20 protein-coding genes are annotated in these 18866 nt (G+C 69.1%); 11 read left to right on the top strand and 9 right to left on the bottom strand.

What is annotated here, in order from left to right; translation table 11 throughout:
• Positions 1 to 26: 26 nt before the first annotated feature.
• The 3 genes from IEV64_RS09160 to ligA all read right to left on the bottom strand — a co-directional run bounded on the left by IEV64_RS09160 (position 27) and on the right by ligA (position 3016).
• A complete protein-coding gene (locus tag IEV64_RS09160) occupies positions 27 to 734 on the bottom strand; it encodes an MBL fold metallo-hydrolase (protein WP_007273642.1) in 708 nt (235 codons plus the stop codon).
• A 101-nt stretch (positions 735 to 835) separates the two neighbouring features.
• Positions 836 to 1186 (bottom strand): DUF8070 family membrane protein, encoded by a 351-nt coding sequence (locus IEV64_RS09165; protein WP_188423715.1) that lies wholly within the window; start codon positions 1184 to 1186, stop codon positions 836 to 838.
• Between the two features lie 72 nt (positions 1187 to 1258).
• Positions 1259 to 3016: an ATP-dependent DNA ligase LigA gene (gene ligA, locus IEV64_RS09170; RefSeq protein WP_188423716.1), complete on the bottom strand. Its 1758-nt coding sequence runs from the start codon at positions 3014 to 3016 to the stop codon at positions 1259 to 1261.
• 118 nt (positions 3017 to 3134) lie between these two features.
• On the opposite strand from ligA, the gene IEV64_RS09175 reads away from it, so the two are divergent.
• Both IEV64_RS09175 and IEV64_RS09180 read left to right on the top strand, forming a co-directional pair.
• Positions 3135 to 4664: a glutamate-cysteine ligase family protein gene (locus IEV64_RS09175; protein WP_007273645.1), complete on the top strand. Its 1530-nt coding sequence runs from the start codon at positions 3135 to 3137 to the stop codon at positions 4662 to 4664.
• 120 nt (positions 4665 to 4784) lie between these two features.
• Positions 4785 to 5162: a DUF8097 family protein gene (locus IEV64_RS09180; protein WP_188423717.1), complete on the top strand. Its 378-nt coding sequence runs from the start codon at positions 4785 to 4787 to the stop codon at positions 5160 to 5162.
• Positions 5163 to 5271: 109 nt separating this feature from the next.
• Here the strand turns inward: IEV64_RS09180 and psmB are convergent, their stop codons facing one another.
• Positions 5272 to 6003 carry a proteasome endopeptidase complex subunit beta gene (psmB, locus tag IEV64_RS09185; RefSeq protein ID WP_004970694.1) on the bottom strand — a complete coding sequence of 244 codons (732 nt, stop codon included), beginning with the start codon at positions 6001 to 6003 and terminating at the stop codon, positions 5272 to 5274.
• A 148-nt stretch (positions 6004 to 6151) separates the two neighbouring features.
• A complete protein-coding gene (locus IEV64_RS09190; protein WP_004970695.1) occupies positions 6152 to 6325 on the bottom strand; it encodes a hypothetical protein in 174 nt (57 codons plus the stop codon).
• Positions 6326 to 6665: 340 nt separating this feature from the next.
• Between IEV64_RS09190 and IEV64_RS09195 the strand changes: the two genes are divergently transcribed.
• Both IEV64_RS09195 and IEV64_RS09200 read left to right on the top strand, forming a co-directional pair.
• Positions 6666 to 7025, top strand: a complete 360-nt coding sequence (locus tag IEV64_RS09195; protein WP_004970698.1) for a DUF555 domain-containing protein — start codon at positions 6666 to 6668, stop codon at positions 7023 to 7025.
• A gap of 155 nt (positions 7026 to 7180) precedes the next feature.
• On the top strand, positions 7181 to 7720 hold the full coding sequence (locus IEV64_RS09200) for a CBS domain-containing protein (protein WP_004041437.1): 540 nt from the start codon (positions 7181 to 7183) through the stop codon (positions 7718 to 7720).
• Between the two features lie 49 nt (positions 7721 to 7769).
• Here the strand turns inward: IEV64_RS09200 and IEV64_RS09205 are convergent, their stop codons facing one another.
• Positions 7770 to 9074 (bottom strand): cytochrome P450, encoded by a 1305-nt coding sequence (locus tag IEV64_RS09205; RefSeq protein ID WP_188423718.1) that lies wholly within the window; start codon positions 9072 to 9074, stop codon positions 7770 to 7772.
• A gap of 72 nt (positions 9075 to 9146) precedes the next feature.
• The gene (purM, locus tag IEV64_RS09210; protein WP_188423719.1) at positions 9147 to 10121 is read right to left on the bottom strand and encodes a phosphoribosylformylglycinamidine cyclo-ligase; all 975 of its coding nucleotides are present in this window, start codon (positions 10119 to 10121) and stop codon (positions 9147 to 9149) included.
• 415 nt (positions 10122 to 10536) lie between these two features.
• On the opposite strand from purM, the gene IEV64_RS09215 reads away from it, so the two are divergent.
• Positions 10537 to 10773: a DUF8028 family protein gene (locus tag IEV64_RS09215; protein ID WP_007273650.1), complete on the top strand. Its 237-nt coding sequence runs from the start codon at positions 10537 to 10539 to the stop codon at positions 10771 to 10773.
• Positions 10774 to 11313: 540 nt separating this feature from the next.
• Here IEV64_RS09215 and IEV64_RS09220 read toward each other — a convergent pair.
• Both IEV64_RS09220 and IEV64_RS09225 read right to left on the bottom strand, forming a co-directional pair.
• Entirely contained in the window at positions 11314 to 11937 is a 624-nt protein-coding gene (locus IEV64_RS09220; RefSeq protein WP_007273651.1) for a zinc metalloprotease, read from the bottom strand.
• Positions 11934 to 13613, bottom strand: coding sequence for a TraB/GumN family protein (locus IEV64_RS09225; protein WP_007273652.1), 1680 nt, complete (start codon positions 13611 to 13613; stop codon positions 11934 to 11936). Before IEV64_RS09225 ends, IEV64_RS09220 begins: the two co-directional genes overlap by 4 nt.
• 53 nt (positions 13614 to 13666) lie before the next feature.
• On the opposite strand from IEV64_RS09225, the gene IEV64_RS09230 reads away from it, so the two are divergent.
• From IEV64_RS09230 to IEV64_RS09255, 6 genes are all read left to right on the top strand, one after another.
• A complete protein-coding gene (locus IEV64_RS09230; protein WP_007273653.1) occupies positions 13667 to 14995 on the top strand; it encodes a glycerate kinase type-2 family protein in 1329 nt (442 codons plus the stop codon).
• 63 nt (positions 14996 to 15058) lie between these two features.
• Positions 15059 to 15676 (top strand): ArsR/SmtB family transcription factor, encoded by a 618-nt coding sequence (locus IEV64_RS09235; RefSeq protein ID WP_188423720.1) that lies wholly within the window; start codon positions 15059 to 15061, stop codon positions 15674 to 15676.
• A gap of 81 nt (positions 15677 to 15757) precedes the next feature.
• On the top strand, positions 15758 to 16201 hold the full coding sequence (locus IEV64_RS09240) for a bifunctional nuclease family protein (RefSeq protein WP_007273655.1): 444 nt from the start codon (positions 15758 to 15760) through the stop codon (positions 16199 to 16201).
• A 60-nt stretch (positions 16202 to 16261) separates the two neighbouring features.
• A complete protein-coding gene (locus IEV64_RS09245; protein WP_188423721.1) occupies positions 16262 to 16747 on the top strand; it encodes an acyl-CoA thioesterase in 486 nt (161 codons plus the stop codon).
• A 54-nt stretch (positions 16748 to 16801) separates the two neighbouring features.
• Entirely contained in the window at positions 16802 to 17254 is a 453-nt protein-coding gene (locus IEV64_RS09250; RefSeq protein ID WP_004970720.1) for a DUF7992 family protein, read from the top strand.
• A 186-nt stretch (positions 17255 to 17440) separates the two neighbouring features.
• Positions 17441 to 18850 carry a DUF4397 domain-containing protein gene (locus IEV64_RS09255; protein ID WP_188423722.1) on the top strand — a complete coding sequence of 470 codons (1410 nt, stop codon included), beginning with the start codon at positions 17441 to 17443 and terminating at the stop codon, positions 18848 to 18850.
• Positions 18851 to 18866: the final 16 nt, after the last annotated feature.

Raw genomic sequence — 18866 nt, forward strand, 5'->3', positions numbered from 1 at the left:
TCGGTCCGTCTGTCCGCTTCGCCGTCTCAGACTTGGTCGGGGTCGTCGAGGACGACCGGGATGCCGCGGTTCGCCACGTCGACGACGAAGGCGTCCGGGTCGGTTTCGAGAAGCGGAATCGTGTTGTAGTGAATCGGGAGCACGAGGTCCGGGTCGAGCGTCTCCGCGAGGTCGGCGGCCTCGCGGCGGTCCATCACGACCGACCCGCCGATGTTGGCGAGGAACAGCGATACTTCGAGGTGTTCGTGGCCCGCCAGCACGTCGGAGTCGCCGGGCCAGAAGACGGTTCGGTCGGCGATTGAGATGTGGAAGCCACAGCCGAACCCGCGGGGGTGGACCACGTCGCCGTCGCGGAGGTGCGGGCCGTCGGGGTCGTTGAACGCCGGGAGTGACCACACGTCCGCTTCGCCGACGGTCAGGTGGTCCTCCTCGCCGACGCGGACCGTCTCGTAGGGGAGTTCCTCGACCGGCACCACGTCGCGGTCGATGGTCGCGGCGTCGACCCCCTCGAAGGCGACGACCGTCGCGTCGGCGTCGGCGACCTGCTCGATGGCGTCGGAGTCGTAGTGGTGGTTGTGCGTGACCAAAATCAGGTCGCCGTCGCGGGCGTAGTAGTCGTCGAGGACGCCGTAGCGGCCGGGGTCGAAGTAGACGACGAAGCCGTCGGGCGACTCGATTCTGACGGTCGCGTAGCCGAGCCACGACACGTCGAGGCCGTCGTGTTTGATGGTCATACGCGACACCTCGAACCGAGGGGTAAAAAGCGCGGCTCTCGGGGCGAGGCGGTCGATGCGGACGGAGACGAGTGTCGGGCGGCGGGTGCGCGACCCCCGACTCAGACGAGCGTGTCGCGCAGGACGCCGAACACGACGAGGCTCCACAGGAACAACCCGGCCCCGTAGAACAGGAGGGTGAGGCGGAGCGAGGTGTCCGTCTCCACGGGCGACCACAGCCCCGCGTTCGAGACGACTCTGTTCGTCCCGCCCTTCTCGCCCGCGTGTTCGACGTTACTTGGGCCCATCTGTCCCACGGCCCCGCCGCCGAGTACGACGAGGAGTACGCCGGCTCCCGTCAACCCGAGTATGTACAATCCCGAGTGCGTGGCGAGATACGCCGCGCCGACCGTGAGCAGACCGAGGAGGCCAGTGTAGAGGACGACCGGCTTCCAGAGGGCGTCAAGATTCATGGAGGACCACCGTCCGAAGGTGTCGATTCACAGATACTATATCTCTTTGGGCGCGCCCCGCGGCGGCGTCGCTCACTGCGAGTCGGCCAGTCGCTCGACGCGCTCCAGCGAGTCGGCCGTCTCGGCGGTCTTGTCCTCGCGGACGGTGACGAACCGCGGGAACCGGAGCGCGTAGCCCGAGGAGTACGTCGGCGACGCCTGAATCTCCTCGTAGCCGACCTCGAAGACGACGGAGGGGCGGATGTCGACCTCCTTGCCCTCCTCGCGTTCGATTTCGGGTTCGAGGAGGTCGGTCAACTCGGCCAACTCCTCGTCGGTGATGCCCGTGGCGACCTTGCCGATGGTCTCGAAGGCGTCGTCGCCCGAGTCGGCTTCGACGCGGGCCGAAAGCAGGAACGTCCCGAGGAACTCCGCGCGGCGGCCCTCGCCCCACTCCGCGCCGGTGACGACGAGGTCCAGCGTCTCCACGTCGGGCTTGCGCTTCAGCCAGTTCTTCCCGCGGTCGCCCGGCGAGTACGGCGCGTCGGGGTTCTTCAGCATGATGCCCTCGTGGCCGGCGTCGAGGGCGTCGGCCTCGTAGGCGGCGATTTCCTCGGTGTCGTCCGAGAGGAGGAGGTCCGAGACGGCCGCCGAGTCGCCGCCGAGGACCGCGGTCAGTCGGTCGTGGCGGGCGGAAAGCGGGTCGGTGAGGAGGTCGTCGCCGCCGGCGTGCAGGCAGTCGAACGCCCGGAGTTCGACGCGGACCTCCTCGCGCATCCGGCCCACGTCGTGCTTGCGGCGAAAGCGCCGAAGAATCTCCTGAAACGGGAGGGGTTCGCCGTCGTCGTCCATCGCCACCACCTCGCCGTCGAGGATGACGGGCTCGTCGACCGCGTCCGCGACGAACTCGACCACCTCGGGGAGCGCGCCGGTCACGTCCTCCATGTTGCGCGAGAACAGCGAGACCTCGCCGTCGGCGTCGCGGTGGACCTGCACGCGCGCGCCGTCGAACTTGGTCTCGACCGCGGCGGTCTCCCACTCGTCGAGCGCGTCGGCGGCGGTGCCGGCCTGCGCCAGCATCGCCTGCACGGGGCGACCGACTTCGAGGCGAACCCCGTCGAGGCCGGCTTCGCCCTCGTCGCGGGCGAGTTCGGCGACCATGCCGTAGTCGTTCGACACCTGTAGGGCGCGGGCGACGGCGGCGACGGCCTCGTTCCGGCGGTCGCGGGCGGCGTCTTCGGTCTCCGAGTCCGCGTCGTCGTCGCGGATGGCGGCGGCGTCCGCGGGGTCGACCAGGAACGCCTCCGCGACGGCGTCGCGGACGGCCCCCTCGCCGACGCCGATGCGCATCTCGGAGAGGACGAGCCGTGCGAGGATGCGCGCCTCGTCGGGGTCGGTCCGATTGAACAGGCCGTAGAGCGTCTTGAGCTTCGTTTCTTCGCTCCCCGAGCCGGAGGCGGCCGCGAGCGCCCGGAGTTCTGAATCGACTTCGGCGACGGTCAGACCGTCCTGTCCGCCCGAGCCGAAGGCGGCGAGGCCGCGCTGGCCGCCGAAGTCGTAGCTCGCGGCGACCGCGCCGATTTCGCCGCGGTCGGCGAGGCGGTCTTCCACGTCGTCGGCCGAGACGTTCGGGCCGGCGGCGCGGGCGATAGCCTCGTGGCAGAGCCGCGGGCCGATGTCGAGCGTGGTCGAGTCCCACGCGGGGAAGACGCGACCCTGGACGAAGCGGGCGACCGTCGGGAGGTCGTCGCCGGCGTCGCGAAAGAGGTCTGAGAGGAGCGAGACGACCGCGAGGTCCGCTGGCTCGGCTTCTATCTCGGCGGCGCGGGCGGCGAACTCGGCGAACTGCATCGTCCGTGGGTATCGCCGCGCGGGGCAAAAGCGTCTCGACAGTCGTCGGGGGTGTGATTCGCTACCGAACGTCCGGAGTGCCGGGAAGTTGAAGGCGTTCGACGCCGGAACGCCGGGTATGAGCGACGACCTCGCAGAGCGCGTCGAAGACGTGCTCGCGGTCGACGCGGCCGAGTTCGAAGCGCAAGCGAAAGCCGACGCCGAGGTGCTCAAGCGCGAACTGCGCGAGGGGACCTTCGACAACCACCAGTCAATCGTCGGCTTGGAGTACGAGTTCTACGCCGTCTCCGACGGTCGCTGGTCCGCGAGCGAAGACGACGTGCACGCGCTCATGCGGGTCCCGCGCCGACTGCTCGGCCTCATGGGATTCGAGAAGGAGCTGGGGCTCCACAACGCCGAGATGACCACGAGCCCCCAGCCGCTGAACCCCCACGGCCTCCGCGCGCAGGAGTCCGAGGTCCGCGCCCGACTCGACGCCGCGCTCGACTGCGCCGCCGCCGAGGGGATGCGACTCGTCTCCGACGGGATGTGGAGCATCCCGCCGGCCGGCGAGAGCGCCCGCGAGTACCTGACCGACTCCGTCACCGACGGGGGCGTCCGCCTCGCGACGAACATGAGCAACTCCGTGCGGTATCACGCGATGGCCAACGGCCCGACCGCCCCGGCGTCGTTCACGCTCGACGCGCCGCACGTCTCGCTCGAAGCGGACACCGTGATGCCGGAGGCGCTCATCACGTCCATTCAGCCGCACTATCAGGTCCCGCACGCCGACGACCTGCCGTACCACTTCAACTACGCGCTCCGGGTCGCCGGCCCACTCCTCGCGCTCGGCGTCAACTCGCCGTTCTTCCCCGCCGACCTCTACGACGAGGACGCGACGGCCGACGAGATTCTCGCCGACGGCTGGGACGAGAACCGAATCGCGGTGTTCGAGTCGGTGCTCAACTCCGGCGACCACGAGAAGGTCGCCTTCCCCGGCGACCTCGACACTGTCGAAGACGCGGTCGACCGCGTCGTCGAGGACTCCACGATGGTCCCCATGTCGGTCGAACGCGGCGACCGGTTCGACGACGACTTCGCCACGCTCCGCCGGAAACACGGCACCTACTGGCGGTGGGTCCGCCCGGTGTTCGACGGCGCGTCCCGGTCGTCGGCCAACGCCCGCATCGAGTTCCGCCCCATCGCGGGCCAGCCGACCGTCCGCGACTCCGTGGCGTTTCAGGCCGCCTTCGCGGGGCTCATGGAGCGGCTCCCCCGACTCGACCACCCCGTTATCGACCTCGACTGGGAGACCGCGGAGGAGAACTTCTACACCGCGATGCGCGAGGGCCCCCACGGCGACCTGCGCTGGATAGACGTCGACGGCGACGAGGCGACCGGCGCGGACCTCTACGAGGACCTGCTCGTCCACGCCCGCGACGGGCTTCGGCTCGCGGGCTGTTCCGAGGAGGAGGCCAACTACTACCTCGAACCCCTGCGAAAGCGCGTTGAGACGGGCGTCACGCCGGCCGACTGGAAGCGCGCCCGCGTCAGCGACGCGCTCGACGACGGCGGCGACTTCGAGGCGGCGCTCCGCGAGATGCAACGCGAGTACGTCGAACGGCAGTCCGACTCCCTCCTCGAAGGCGCGTTCTCAGACTGGCTCTGAGGGAGCTGTTCGCCCCCGTTCTCGGGTCAGCGACGGCGCTCGGGGCCGTTCTCGTCGGTCGCTGACGCTCTCGCGTTTTGTCGGAGCAATAACTATTGTCGCGTCCAGCGAAGACCGCGTATGGTCTCCCGTCGGACGAAAGCGGTCGCCGAGTTCGGTATCGCGCTTCTCACCGCGCTCTGGATGGTGTCGATGCGCCGTCTGCTCCGCTCCAGCGACGACGAGTCGCACGAACCGACGCCGCTGTCGCCGAGCGGGGTCGCCGTCGGCGGGGCGTGGGGAATCGGACAGGTGTGGGCGTACGACCGCGATAGCTGGGGGGTTCGCACGAACCGGCGTCGCGGGATGGCCGTCACCCTCGTCGGTATCGGGGTCCAGCGCCGACTGCTCCCCCGCACCGAGTCGTTCCGGTACAGTTTCGGGTTCGGACGCGTCCTCGGCGTGGTCGTCTACCGGACGTGGTACGGACTGTTGCGGCCGCTTCCGGGCGACGACTGAGTGAGAACTGCGGCCGGGGGTGTTCCGTTGCCGGTGCCTCATGGGTGTCCGACCAGTCCCACCGGTCGCAAGTCGCGAAAACGAAGAGAAACCGCCGACTGCGGGCGACTTATTCGAGGCCTTCGAAGTTCTGGTGGCGCTGGATGTCGACGCCGTCCTCGGTGACGACGGCGATGTTGATACCGTTACCCGAGGCGAGGTCGCGCTCGACCGCAGAGCGGATAGCCTTCGTGGCGACCTGCTTCGCCTCGTCGATGCTGAGGCCGTCTTCGAACTCCTGTTCGAGCACACCGAGGGCGTACTGACTGCCGGAGCCGGTGACGGTGTACTCCTCTTCGAGGATGGAGCCGGCGGGGTCGATGCTGTAGATGTGCGGTCCGGTCTCGTCGACGCCGCCGAGGATGGGCTGGACGACGTAGAACCCGCCCGAGCGGAGGAAGTTGCCGACGAGCGTCGACAGCGCCTGCATGCTCATGTCCTCGCCGCGACGGGCCTCGTAGAGGCGGACCTCAGCGCGGAGGGAACTGATGAGCGACTGGGCGGCCGACACGGAACCGGCGATGGTCAGCGCGCCCGTCGGGTGAATCTCTTCGACCTTCTGGACGTCCTTCGAGGAGACCATGTAGCCCATGCTCGCGCGCATGTCGGTCGCGAGGACGACGCCGTCTTCGGTCTTGATACCGACGGTGGTCGTTCCGGTCTTCGTCTCTTTGTCTCCGAGCTCGTCGGCGCGACGCTCGGCGTGCGGGAACTCGCCGAGCTCGGGGCCGAACACGTTCGAGCGGTCGCCGTTCAGCGAGTCGAGACGGCCGGAGAACTCGTCGTGAGTCGGGGTACGCATTGTCAGCGATTGCACTTCGGCGCTGATAAATGCAACCCTTCACCTCGCCGTTGCCGGTGCCAAAGCGTCAGACGCGCGTCGTCGGCGGCCGCGCGGGGCGGTCGCTCGCGGCGAGCGGCGTCGGAAGGAGGGAGTCGCGCGAGTCGGCTTAGCGACCCGCGGCGCGTTCGTAGGCGGTTCCGGTCGTTTCCACGAGCCGGCGAATCGGGAGGGTCACACCCATCCGGCGAGCGGCGAGCGCGATGGGGAGGAGCGCGATACCCATCGCGACCGATAGCTGGTAGGCGGCAAACAGGACGTACTTGGTTAGGCGGGGAATCATCACCGTGTCCTCAGTGGAGGCTCGGGCGGTGCCCGTATATAAATCTTCTCTCAGCCCGGCGCGCGACACCCCGCCGCTGTCTACCGATTAAAGTGCACTTGTCTCTACTCCAACTAGACCGACTATTCGGCGTGGGTCGCGCGTGACCCGCGGAGCGCTTTTTCATAAGTTATAGCGATTATCGCCGTGGCATGCGCGGGTCACGCGCGCTCCGGTCGAACGGCGGGAGTGTCGCGGGTTCGAACGCGTCGCGGCCGGCGCGCGCGCCGGGTGTGTTAATCCCACGCGCCCCGGCGCTCGAACCACAAGACACGAAACCCCACCGGCGCGTAACGTGTGTATGAGCAACTATCTCGTCGCGATGGAGGCGGCCTGGTTGGTCCGGGACGTAGAAGACATCGACGACGCCATCGGCGTCGCGGTCAGCGAGGCCGGCAAGCGACTCAACCAGAAAGACAAGGAGTACGTCGAGGTCGAAGTCGGCGCGACGCCCTGTCCCGCCTGTGGCGAACCGTTCGACTCCGCGTTCATCGCGGCCAACACCGCCCTCGTCGGCCTGCTCCTCGAAATCAAGATTTTCAACGCGGACGGCGAGAAGCACGCCTCCCGCATCGCGAAAAGCGAGGTCGGCGGCGCGCTCCGCGACGTCCCCCTCGACGTTATCGACATCCGCGAGTTCGACTCCGACGAAGACCAGTAACGCCGCGCCGTCGCGCCCGGCCGCACCGCGTCGCGCCGACCACCGCACTCGGGGCGACCACCGACACGAGCGACCGATTTTCGCGACGCCCGCGACGCTCCACCCCCGGTGAGCGACCGGAACACTTTTTCATAACTACGGGTTATCACTCCGGCATGGAACTCCCCACGCCCCAAGACCTCAGGGAACGGCGGAACTCCCTCGAGTTGACGCAGAGCAAACTCGCCGACATGGCCGGCGTCTCCCAGCCGCTCATCGCCCGCATCGAGGGCGGCGACGTCGACCCGCGGCTCTCGACGCTCCGGCGCATCGTCGAGGCGCTGGACGAGGCCGAAGGGCGCATCGTTCGCGCGGAGGACATCATGAACACGACCGTCCGGAGCGTCGCCCCCGACAACTCCGTCCGCGAGGCGCGCGACATCATGCTCGACGCCGGCTTCTCGCAGTTGCCCGTCATCGAGAACGGCCGGCCGCTCGGCATCATCTCGAACGCCGACATCCGCCACGTTCAGGAAGACGACGTCACCGACCGCCCGGTCAACGAGGTCATGTCCGAGGGCGTCACGACCGTCGAACCCGAGACGACGCTGGACGAAATCGGCGTCTACCTCGACCACAACTCGGCTATCATCGTCGTCGAGAGCGGCGAGACGGTCGGCATCATCACCGAGGCCGACATCGCGGCCCACATCTGAGGCGGACCCCGACACCGGCGACGGCTCTCCGACGCACGCCGCTTCGGGCTCAGCGTCGCCGGACGACGAGCGGCGTCTCGCCCCTCGGCTGGGTCGTCATCTCGGGCGTGATTGCTAACCCACCGTCGCCGCCCCAGTCGAGTTCGAAGTCGCGGAGGACGGTCGCGAGCACGATTTTCGCCTCCGTGAGCGCGAACGCCCGACCGAGACAGCTCCGCGGCCCGGCCCCGAAAGGCAGGTAGGCGTAGGCGGGTCGGTCGCTGTTCTCGTCCCACCGCTCGGGGCGGAACGCGAGCGGGTCGTCGTACCACCGCTCGTCGCGGTGGATGCGGATGATAGAGAGGTGGATGTCCGTGCCCGCCGGGATGACTCGGTCGCCGGTCGGAAACGGTTTCGCCGTCTCCCGCGGGAGCGTGTGGACCGGCGGATAGAGCCGTATCGTCTCCTTGATGACGCGTTCGAGAACCGGGAGGTCTCGGGTCGCGTCGGCGGTCACGGGGCCGTCGCCGACGACGCGGTCGACCTCGTCGGCGGCGCGGTCGCGGGCGGCGGGGTGGGTCGCGAGCAGGTACAGCGCGAAGGTGAGCGCGAGCGCGGTCGTCTCGTGGCCGGCGAAGATCATGCCCACGAGCTGGTTCTCCAGCGACTCGACGGTCGCCGGGTAGTCTGAGTCGCTCCCGAGCGCGTCGGCGAGGCGGCGCGTGAGGCTCTCCTCGTCGGCGGTCTCGACCAGTTTTCGGACCTCCTCGCGGAGGACGCGGTCGGCCCGGTCGAACCGGCGTCGGCTCGGCGTCGGCACCCACGAGGGCAACACCCACGACGCGGGCGCGAAGCGGCCGTTGAGACCGTCGGCGGCCGACCGAACCCGCTCGTCGCCGTCGGGGTCGAGTTCCCGTCCGAGGATGGTGGCGAAGATGATGTCCAAGGTGACGGCCTTCATCTCGGCTTCGAGCGACAGCGTCCCCGAGTCGGGCCACGTCCGCAGGCGGCGCTCGACCTGCCGGCGCATCACGGGCGCGTAGTCGCCGACCCGCTCCCAGCGGAAGAAGGGCTCTAGCTCGTCGCGCTGTCGCCGCCACTCGTCTCCCTCGGCGGCGATGACGGCGTCGCCGAAGGCGGCCTCGAACTCGCCGCCCTTGACGATGGAGTCGCGGTCGGTCACGAACGCCCGCTCGAAGTGGTCGGGGTGTGCGAGGACGTACAGGTCGTCCATCCCCACCACGTCCAGTCCGACCGCGTCCTCGACGGCGTGGTCCGCGAGGAGGTCGGCGACGAAGCCGAACGGGTCGGCCGCGAAGCCCACTGTGTGGCCCACGAGCGGGAGGCCGCTCGGTGTCGGTGGCGGTGAAGTCACACCTCCACTATGGCGAACGTCGGTAAAATACTGCTTCTCATCGAACAGTTCGATTCGGCGCTCGGTCCGGCCTCAGAGGTCGAGCCCGCGAATCGAGACGCCGTCGCCCGCCTCGACGTGACCGATGACGCGGCCGTCGGTCGCCTCGACCAGCGCCTCGGCGTTCTCCTCGGGAACCGCGGCGACGAAGCCGGTGCCCATGTTGAACGTCGTGTGCATCTCCTCGTCGGAGACGCCGCCGCGTTCCTGGACGAACTCGAACACCGGTTGTGGGTCGAACGCGTCGTCGACGACGTAGCGGAACTCGCCCATGCGTTCGAGGTTGGTCCAGCCGCCGCCGGTGACGTGGGCCGCGGCGTTGGTCTCGGCCGCGCGCAGGTCGTCCAGCAGGTAGGTGTAGAGCCGCGTCGGTTCGAGGAGCGCCTCGCCGACGGTGTCGTAGTCGTCGCCGTCCCACGCGTCGTCGTAGTCGCCGTCGGCCGTCGCGGCCTTGCGGGCGAGCGTGAGGCCGTTCGAGTGGATGCCCGACGACGGGAAGCCGACGAGCGCGTCGCCCTCCTCGGCCTCGCCGAGGAAGATGGCGTCTTTCCGCGACAGTCCCGCGCAGGTGCCCGCGAGGTCGAGGCCGTTGATGACCTCCGGCATGACGGCGGTTTCGCCGCCGACGAGTTCGATGTCAGCCTCCTCGGCACCCGCGGCGAGGCCCTGACCGACCTGCTCGGCGAACGTCTCGTCGGGCGCGTCGACCGCGAGGTAGTCCACGAACGCGACGGGCCGGACGCCGGCCGCGACGAGGTCGTTGGCGTTCATGGCGATGCAGTCGATGCCGACCGTCGAGTAGTCGCCGAGCGCCTCGGCGACGAGCAGTTTCGTGCCGACGCCGTCGGTGGCGAGTCCGAGGTAGCGGTCGCCGATGTCGAGCAGGCCGGCGTAGTCGCCCGACCCGCCGCCGACCTGCGCGACGAGCGCCGCGGTCGCGGCCTCGCTCGCCTCGATGTCGACGCCCGCGTCGGCGTAGGTCATCCCGTCGGAGTCGTCGTTCGTCATGTTCGTGTACGAGATAGGCCGAAATATAAAATCACAGGGTACGAATCATACACGTTCTCGCATAGATGAGCGTTTGCCGGCGGCCCGGCCGACGACGGAGGGACGGGAGGCCGGCGTCGCCCGCGGGGTTACCCACTTCCTGCCGGCCGCGCGCGCTCTGCGACGCCGCCCGCTACGACCCTCCTAATCGTCGGCTTCCGGGTCGTTGTTATCGAATTATCAACAACTATTGCAATATTTGCGAAAAAGCACGAGGCGAGAGAATAAACTTTCTCGGGCGATTTAATCGATTTGTAAAACGTTACGAAAGAAGAATGTCTTCCGTAACCCGGTCCTGAACGGTCGAAAAAGGACCCGAATTCACGGTAACGCTCGGCCCCTTATATTATGGCCCCCGTCGTATGCAGAGGTGACGATGTCCGGAATACCCTCCACGAACGACTCGGTCGCGCTCGACCTCGCATCGACCCTCGGCCGCCTCGCGTACGCCCCCCTCGAAACCGTCGCGTTCTGGTCGGCAGTCGCGTTGCCCCTCGCGTACCTGCCCGTCCTCAGCGGCGGTCTGAGCCCCGGCGAAATCCCCCTCTTCGCCGGGCTCATCGCCCTCCACGCCGTCGCGCTCGTCCTCGGGCGCGACCACGGCCGGCAGTAACCGCGGTCCCCGACGCGTACGACCAACCCGGATTCGTCTCGGTTCCCCGCCGACGGCCCGCTCCACAAAGCGCGCGTCAGCGTCACCCACGATTGCGACCCGCTCGCTGACCGGCCCACCTGACAGCGGCCCCCTCCCGAACACCGACCTCAGCCCAACTCCAACCCAAACACCGACCTCAGCCCAACTCCAACCCAAACACCGACCTCAGCCCAACTCCAACCCAAACACCGACCTCAGCCCAACTCCAACCCAAACACCGACCTCGCGTCCCGAACTGCACGCCACGGCCGCACCCTGCCCCGAATCCCGACCTCCACGGCGACCGGTCCCCGTCGCACTCGTGCGGTCTCCTCCTTCCTCCATTCGTCCCTGCCGCGCCCCGAGTACCGTCTGTGCAGTCTGATCGAACCCTCCGAGCCCTCCGAATGCTCCGAGTGCTCTCTGCCGCGTCTCGACTCTAGCGGTCGCTTGAGACTTCGAGAACGGGGTGAACCGGAAATCGAGAGTCGAGGGTCGTCCGAACCCTCGCCGGTCGGGTCAGAACCCGACGAACAGGAACAGGCCGACCGTGAGGAGAACCGACAGGACGAGCACGCCGGCGAACACCGGCGTGCTCCACGACTGGACCGTCTTCCCGTCGAGCGAGCCGAACGGGAGCATGTTGAACGCCGCGAGGAAGGCGTTGATGATGAGCCCGCGCGCGCCGACGAGTTGGACCACGTCGGAACCGACGGCAACGCCGACGACGAGTACGGGCGCGAAGGCGACGAGGAGCAAGAGGTTCGTCACCGGCCCGGCGAGGGCGATGAGACCGTGTTCGCGCTCCGTGAGCACGCCGCGGTGGTAGACCGCGCCCGGCGCGGCGAAGATGAAGCCGACGAGCGCGCTCATGATGGCGATTGCGAGCATGCCGTAGTCGGCGCGGAACTCGGCGACCTGATTGAACTTGACGGCGACGACCTTGTGGGCGACTTCGTGGAGGAGAAAGCCCACGCCGGCCGTCAGGAGGCTCACGACGAGCGCGAGGCCGAACGACCCGCTCGTCAGCAGTTGGATGGTGCGATTGCCGCCGCCGGCGAAGAAGATAGCGAAGGCGAGACCGAGGGCGACCCACGCGACGAGCAGGTCGCGGAGTTCGCGCGAGGAAAACGAGACGTTCACGTCAGGGACCTCCAGATGAGGTCGGCGCTGTTGCGCGCGCCCTCCAGCATCAGGTTCGTCACGCCCGCGACGCCGCCGAGGTCGGAGGCGATGACGGGGATGACGTAGGTGACGAAGAGGAAGCTCGCGACGATGCTTCCGATGTTCGTCATGGCGACGACCATGATGAGCTTGAACAGCGGCACGTCGAACATCTGGCCGACGAGTTCGACGATGGGCGTCTCCTCGTCGGAGAGGAGCTCGTTCAGTTTGCCGATATCGCCGACGTTGACGGGCGTGTGGCGGAGTTCGACGTAGCCGGTGAACCAGCCGGGCGCGAGAAGCGGATTGATGGAGGTCATCCACGCGACGAGGCCGCCGACGACGGCGGAGGTCCACCGCGCGCCGGCGGCCTTGGCGAGCGCGGCGGCGAACACGCCGTTGATGAGGAACCACGCGCCGAAGATGGTCAGGAGTCGTTCGTTGCCGACGCCGGCCATCGCGAGGAGGACGAAGAAGGCGACGAACACGGCGGTGACGCCGAAGCCGAGCAGTTTGCCCCACGGGAAGCCGTCCTTTTCGGCGACGCCGACGAGCGACTCCATCGGCGGGAGCGTCTCGGGGTGTTCGAGGTAGTTCTCGATGCCCTCGCGGTGGCCCGCGCCGACGACGGCGACGACGTGCCGACCGGACTGCCGGAGCGCGACGAGCTGGTGGGCGATGTAGGCGTCGCGCTCGTCGATGAGCGCCTCCGCGCCGCCGGGGCTGAACCGGCGGAACTCCTCCATCATCGCCGAGACCACGTCGCCGTCGGTCAGTTCGGCCATGTCGAACTCCTCGTAGTCGGCGTCGCCCTCGACGGGCGCGAACAGGCCGAAGGCGTTCAGGACCGCGCCGACGGTGACGCCCACGACGACGCCCGCGAGGACGCCGATGACGAGACTGCCGACGATGGCGATGCCGAGGCTCCCGAGGACTCCGGAGACGAGGCCAGTGCCGAGTCCGAGGCCGAAGCCGGCGACGATACCGATTGCCGCGCCGCCGCCGAGGCCGGCGAGGACCGCGTCGTCGCCGTCGAGGGAGAACGAGGCGATAGTGTAGAGCAGGTACGCGGCCGCGCCCCCGAGGACCGCGGCGGTGGCGGTGCGCGTCAACAGGAGGTCGGTGACGCCGACCGCACCCCCGAACAGGCCGACGAGCGGCCCGAGGACGACGCCGACGGCGATGCCGAACACCGCGCCGATGCCGCGGGCGTCGGCGACCCCGAACAGGAGGTCGCCGGCCATGCGCATCTTTTCGAGCGTGCCCATCCGCCGCCAGAAGCGCTGGATGGTCACCTGGATGTCGCGGTCGACGAGCGCCACGTCGAGGCCCTCGTCCTCGGCGGTCTCGACCGCCGCGAGCATGTCCGCGCCGGGCTTCACGTCGAACTTGTCTCCCATCCGCGACTGGACGTACGAGAGCATCCAGTAGGCGATAAACTGGAAGACGGTGTTGCCGCGAAGCAGGTCGCGCGCTTCGATGTCGTCGGGCGTTCCGCCCTTCAGCTGTCGGTAGCGCCCCTCGTCGAGTTCGACCGCGACGACGTCGGGACGCTCCTCTCTGACGGTCTCTTCGACCTCTCTGACGCTGTCGGCCGAGACGTGGGCCGTGCCGACGACGCGGACGTGACCCTCGCCGGGCGACGAATCGTTCATCGCCGGGTTTACCGCCCCACGGTTTTTATCCGTGTCGGCATCCCCCACGAACTATGCAGGAGTTCGACGCTCGAACCCCGACGCCCGCCCACGAGACGGCCATCGACTGCCTCCGCGCCGGCGTCGAGGCCGTGCTCCCCGACCGCGTCGTCCGCGAGTCGGTGTCGCTCGACGGCGACGCGCTGACCGTCGCGGACGCCACGTACGACCTGACCGCATACGACCGCATCCTCGTCGTCGGCGGGGGCAAGGCCGGCGACGGCGTCGCCGACGCCCTCGAAGCCGTCCTCGGCGACCGCATCGACGGCGGCGTCGTGGTGACGCCCGACCCGTCGCCTCGCCCCGACGGGCGAATCGAGCGACTCCCCGGCGACCACCCGGTTCCCTCCGCGCGCGGCGTCGAGAGCACCCGGCGACTCGCTGACCTCCTCTCGGACCTCGACGACCGGACGCTCGTCCTCGCCGCCGTCACGGGTGGCGCGAGCGCGGTCCTCCCGGCGCCCGCCGAGGGCGTCTCGCTCGCCGAGTTACAGGAGACGACCGACAGACTGCTCGAAAGCGGCGCGGAGATTCACGACCTCAACGCGGTCAGAAAGCACGTCTCGACGCTGAAAGGCGGCGGCCTCGCGCGACTCGCCGCGCCCGCGACGGTCGTCGGACTCGTCCTCTCGGACGTGGTCGGAAACGACCTCGGCGTCATCGCCTCCGGCCCGACCGCGCCCGACGAGACGACCTACGACGACGCCCTCGACGTGCTGGACCGCTTCGACCTCGACGTGCCGAAGTCGGTCCGCACGCGCCTCGCCCGCGGCTCGGCCGGCGACATCCCGGAGACGCCGAAGCCCGGTGACCCGGTGTTCGATCGGGTGACGAACCACATTCTCGCGGACACCTTCACCGCGCTCGACGCCGCCCGCGGGGTGGCCGACGAACGCGGGTACGACCCGCTCATCCTCTCCTCTCGCGTGCGCGGCGAGGCGCGCGAGGCGGCGAAGACCCACGTCGCCGTCGCGGAGGAGTCGCTGGCGACCGGAAATCCGATTTCCGCGCCCGCCGTGGTTCTCTCGGGCGGCGAGTGCACCGTGACGGTCCGCGGCGACGGCGACGGCGGGCCGAACCTCGAATTCTGCCTCGCGGCCGCCGCGGAACTCCCCGATGCGACCGTCCTCGCCAGCATCGATAGCGACGGGAAAGACGGCGGGACGGAGGTCGCGGGCGCGGTCGTGGACTCCTCGTCTGTCGCCGCCGGCGACGCCCGCGCCGCGCTGGCGAGAAACGACGCGCTCCCGGCCCTCCGGGAGGCCGGCGCGCTCGTCGAGTCCGGCGCGACGGGGACGAACGTCAACGACCTGCGCGTCCTCGTGGTCGGCGAGGGCGTCTGAGCGCCGGCGATTCTTCGGCTGGCGGGACAACAAGTTTGTATCCTCCGGCGGAGTACCCCCCGTATGGCCGGTTTGTTGCCCTCCACCCCCGACACCTCCGCCGCGGACGAGTCCTCGCCGCGGGTCATCGGACTCGAAGACGACGAGGCGTCGGAGCTCCTGTCGGCGCTCTCGTCGGGGACGGCCCGCCGCGTGCTCGCCGCGCTCCACGAGGAGCCGACGAACGCCGCGGAACTCGCAGAGCGCGTCGACACGTCGCTCCAGAACGTCCAGTACCACCTCCGAAAGCTCGACGACGCGGGCCTCGTCGAGGTGGTCGACACCGTCTACTCCGAGAAGGGCCGCGAGATGAAGGTGTACGCGCCCGCCGACAGGCCGCTCGTCGTCGTCGCCGCCGGCGAGGAGACGCGGACGGGCCTCGCGTCCATGCTGACGAGTCTGCTCGGCGGCGTCGCCGTGTTGGGTCTGCTCTCGGCGCTCGTCCAGTGGGTCGCATCGCGCGGGCTCGGCGTCCTCGGCGGTGCCGGCGGTGCCACGGAGTCCGCCGACGCGACGGTTTCGACGATGGCCGCGGAGGCCGCGCCCGCGGCGGCGCAGGGAGTCCCGCCGGGACTGGCCTTCTTCGCCGGCGGTCTCGTCATCCTGCTCGTCGTCGCGGCCGTCCAGTTCGCCAGACGATGAGGCCCCGCGGGAGCCGACGGCGACCGGGTCGGCGACTCGCGCTGGGGTAACTATTCGTACTCCGCCCAACTACAGCATAGCATGAAACACCGTGCCGTGGTCCGCGGTATCGGGGTCGGCGTCGGCGAAGACGGCTCGAACGTCCCGGCGGTCGTCCTCGAAGCGCGCGACGAGTTCCTGCCCATCGTCATCACGTCGGACCAGGCGCAGGCCATCCAACTCGGTCTCTCAGGCGAGCAGTTCGAGCGCCCGCTGACCCACGACCTCCTGGTCGAGATGGTGACGGAGTTCGGCGGGGCCATCGACAGCATCCGCATCGACGACCTCTCGAACGGCACGTTCCTCGCCAAGGTCGACGCCGAGCGCTACCACGACGGCGAGGCGCGGTCGGTCGTCTTCGACGCGCGCCCGAGCGACGCCATCGCCCTCGCCATCCGCGTGGACTGCCCGATTCTCGTCTCCGACGACGTGCTCGACGCCGCCGGCCAGTCGCCCGAGGCGTTCGACGCCGACTTCGACGAGTGAACGCGGGGCGTCGCCGCCGCGCCCCACGATTTCAAGCCCCCTCAGCGTGACCCTGCTCGCATGAGCGAACCCACCGCGACGCTCGAAGAGTCGCGCACCGAGATGACCGAACTCCTCCTGCCGAACGACACCAACAACCTCGGGCGGGCCCTCGGTGGCGCGGTCCTCCACTGGATGGACATCTGCGGGGCCATCGCCGCGATGCGCTTTTCGAACCGCCAGTGCGTCACCGCGTCGATGGACCACGTCGACTTCATCAGCCCCATCGACCTCGGCGAAGTCGCCGTGATGGAGGCGTACGTGTTCAACGTCGGCCGGACCAGCGTGGACGTGAAAGTCGACGTGCACGCCGAGAACCCGAAGACCGACGAGCTACGGAAGACGACCACGTCGTTCCTGACGTTCGTCGCGCTCGACGACGACGGGAAGCCGACGCCCGTCCCCCGACTCGTCTGCGAGACCGACGAGGAAGAAGAGCTCCGCGCCGAGGCGGTCGCCGCCCGCGCCGACCAGCTCGAATCCGTCATCGAGCGCATGGAGAACTGAGGCGCTCGGCGACAGCGCCGAACTCTTTTCCCCGGCGGCGACCGACTGGCGACCATGCTCGACGTTCCCGTCCCGGACCCGCCGTCGCTCCCGACCGTCGACCCGAACCAGTACGACGACGCGCAGGTGGCGGCCGACGCCGACTTCAAGCGCGCCGAGTTGGAGGCGTTCCTCGAAGCCGGCGCGTGGGCCGACGCCTTCGAGGCGTGGGCCGCGGAGACGCCCGTCACCGAGGCGCAGTGGGAAATCGTCCTCGACCTCGACCTGCTTTCCCACTTCGACTTCTTCTGGGACGACTTCGCCGACCGCGTCGGCTACCACGCCCCCGGCATCCCCGAGGACTGGAAGGAGCGCGACCTCCACCCCGACCTGACCTCGTGGGGCGAGGTGTCGTCTATCAACGCCGGTCTCACCGAACTCGGACAGGACGTGTGCGACGTGCTCAAAGACGACTACATCGACTGGGAGTCCGAGTACGAAGCCCCCGACGACCTGCCGGACTTCTGAGGCCGCCGCGTTTCGCCCGCTCGTCGTTTTCCTCTGTTCGGCTTCCCACGAGCCTCGTCCGCAACGGCCCTTGAGAATATTCCCTTATTCGTGGTATTCTCGCGGGATATACTTATTTCTGGAAGCATTGTGGTCAGATTTGGGAAAACGGTGATATTTCGACCGTCGCTCTCATCTCCTGTCGCTATGACGAACATAAAACGACGCGACGTACTCCGTGGATTCGGTGGCGTCGCCATCGCGGGCGGACTCGCAGGGTGCATGGGCGGCGGCGGGACCGACGACGAGACCGAGACGACCACGACGTCGACGCCGACGCCGACTCCCACCCCGACACCCACGCCGGAACCGGAGACGGCGATGCTCCGCGTGGCGCATCTCTCGCCGGACGCGCCGAACGTCGACGTGTACGTCGACGACGCGGTCGCGCTCTCTGACGTGCCGTTCGGCGCGGTCAGCGACTACCTCTCGGTGCCCGTCGGGACCCGGGCGGTGAAAGTGACCGCCGCCGGCGACGAGTCGACCGTCGCCTTCGAGGGCGACCTCGACGTCGCCGAGGCGACCTACACCGTCGCCGCGGTCGGCGAACTCGCCGAGGAGACGTTCGAACCGCTCGTCCTCGAAGACGACGTGTCGCTCCCGTCCGACGACACGGCTCGGGTCCGCGTGGTCCACGCCTCGCCCGACGCGCCCGCCGTCGACGTGACCGCCGGCGACACGGTACTCTTCGACGGCGTCGCCTTCACCGAGTCCGGGAGCGTCGAGGTGCCGGCCGACACCTACGCGCTTCAGGTCCGGGGCGACACGGACTCGAACGACGGCGACGCGGTCGCCGAGTTCGACGTGGAACTCGCCGGCGGCACCGTCTACACGGTGTTCGCGGCGGGCTACCTGACGCCCGACGACGAGCCCGCGGATGTGGCTTTCCGGCCAGTCGCGGTCGTCGACGCCGGCTCCGGCGGCGGCGGACTCGTCCAGCGCGACGTGTCGCTCCGCGCCGCGCACCTCTCGCCTGACGCGCCGAACGTCGATGTCCTCGTCGACGGCGCGGTCGCGCTCTCGGACGTGCCGTTCGGCGCGGTCAGCGACTACCTCGCGCTGACCGCCGGCTCGCACCAAGTGACGATTCGCGCGACCGACGCGCCCGACACCGTCGTCTTCGACGAGATGCTCGACCTCGCGGCCGGCGCGTACACCGCCGCGGCGCTCGGCGAACTCGACTCGGCGGCCGAAAACGGCTTCGCCGTCTCGCTCCTCGAAGACGACCGCTCGGCCCCCGCGGACGACATGGCCCGCGTCCGGGTGCTTCACGCCTCGCCCGACGCGCCCGCCGTCGACGTGACCGTCGCGGGCTCCGGGGACGCCCTCGTCGACGGCGCGGGCTTCGGCGACGCCGCGACCGTCGAGGTCCCCGCGGGCGAGTACACCCTCCAGATTCGGGGCGACACGGAGTCGAACGACGGCGACGTGGCCGCCGAGTTCGACGTCGCGGTCGAGGGCGGCCGCGCCTACACTGCCATCGCGCTCGGCTACCTGACGCCCGACGACGAGCCGGCCGACGCCGCGTTCGACCTCAGCGTCGTCGCGGACAACTGACCGCAGAGCGGCCCGA

Source organism: Haloferax sulfurifontis, assembly GCF_014635105.1.
In the GTDB taxonomy this organism is placed as follows: domain Archaea; phylum Halobacteriota; class Halobacteria; order Halobacteriales; family Haloferacaceae; genus Haloferax; species Haloferax denitrificans.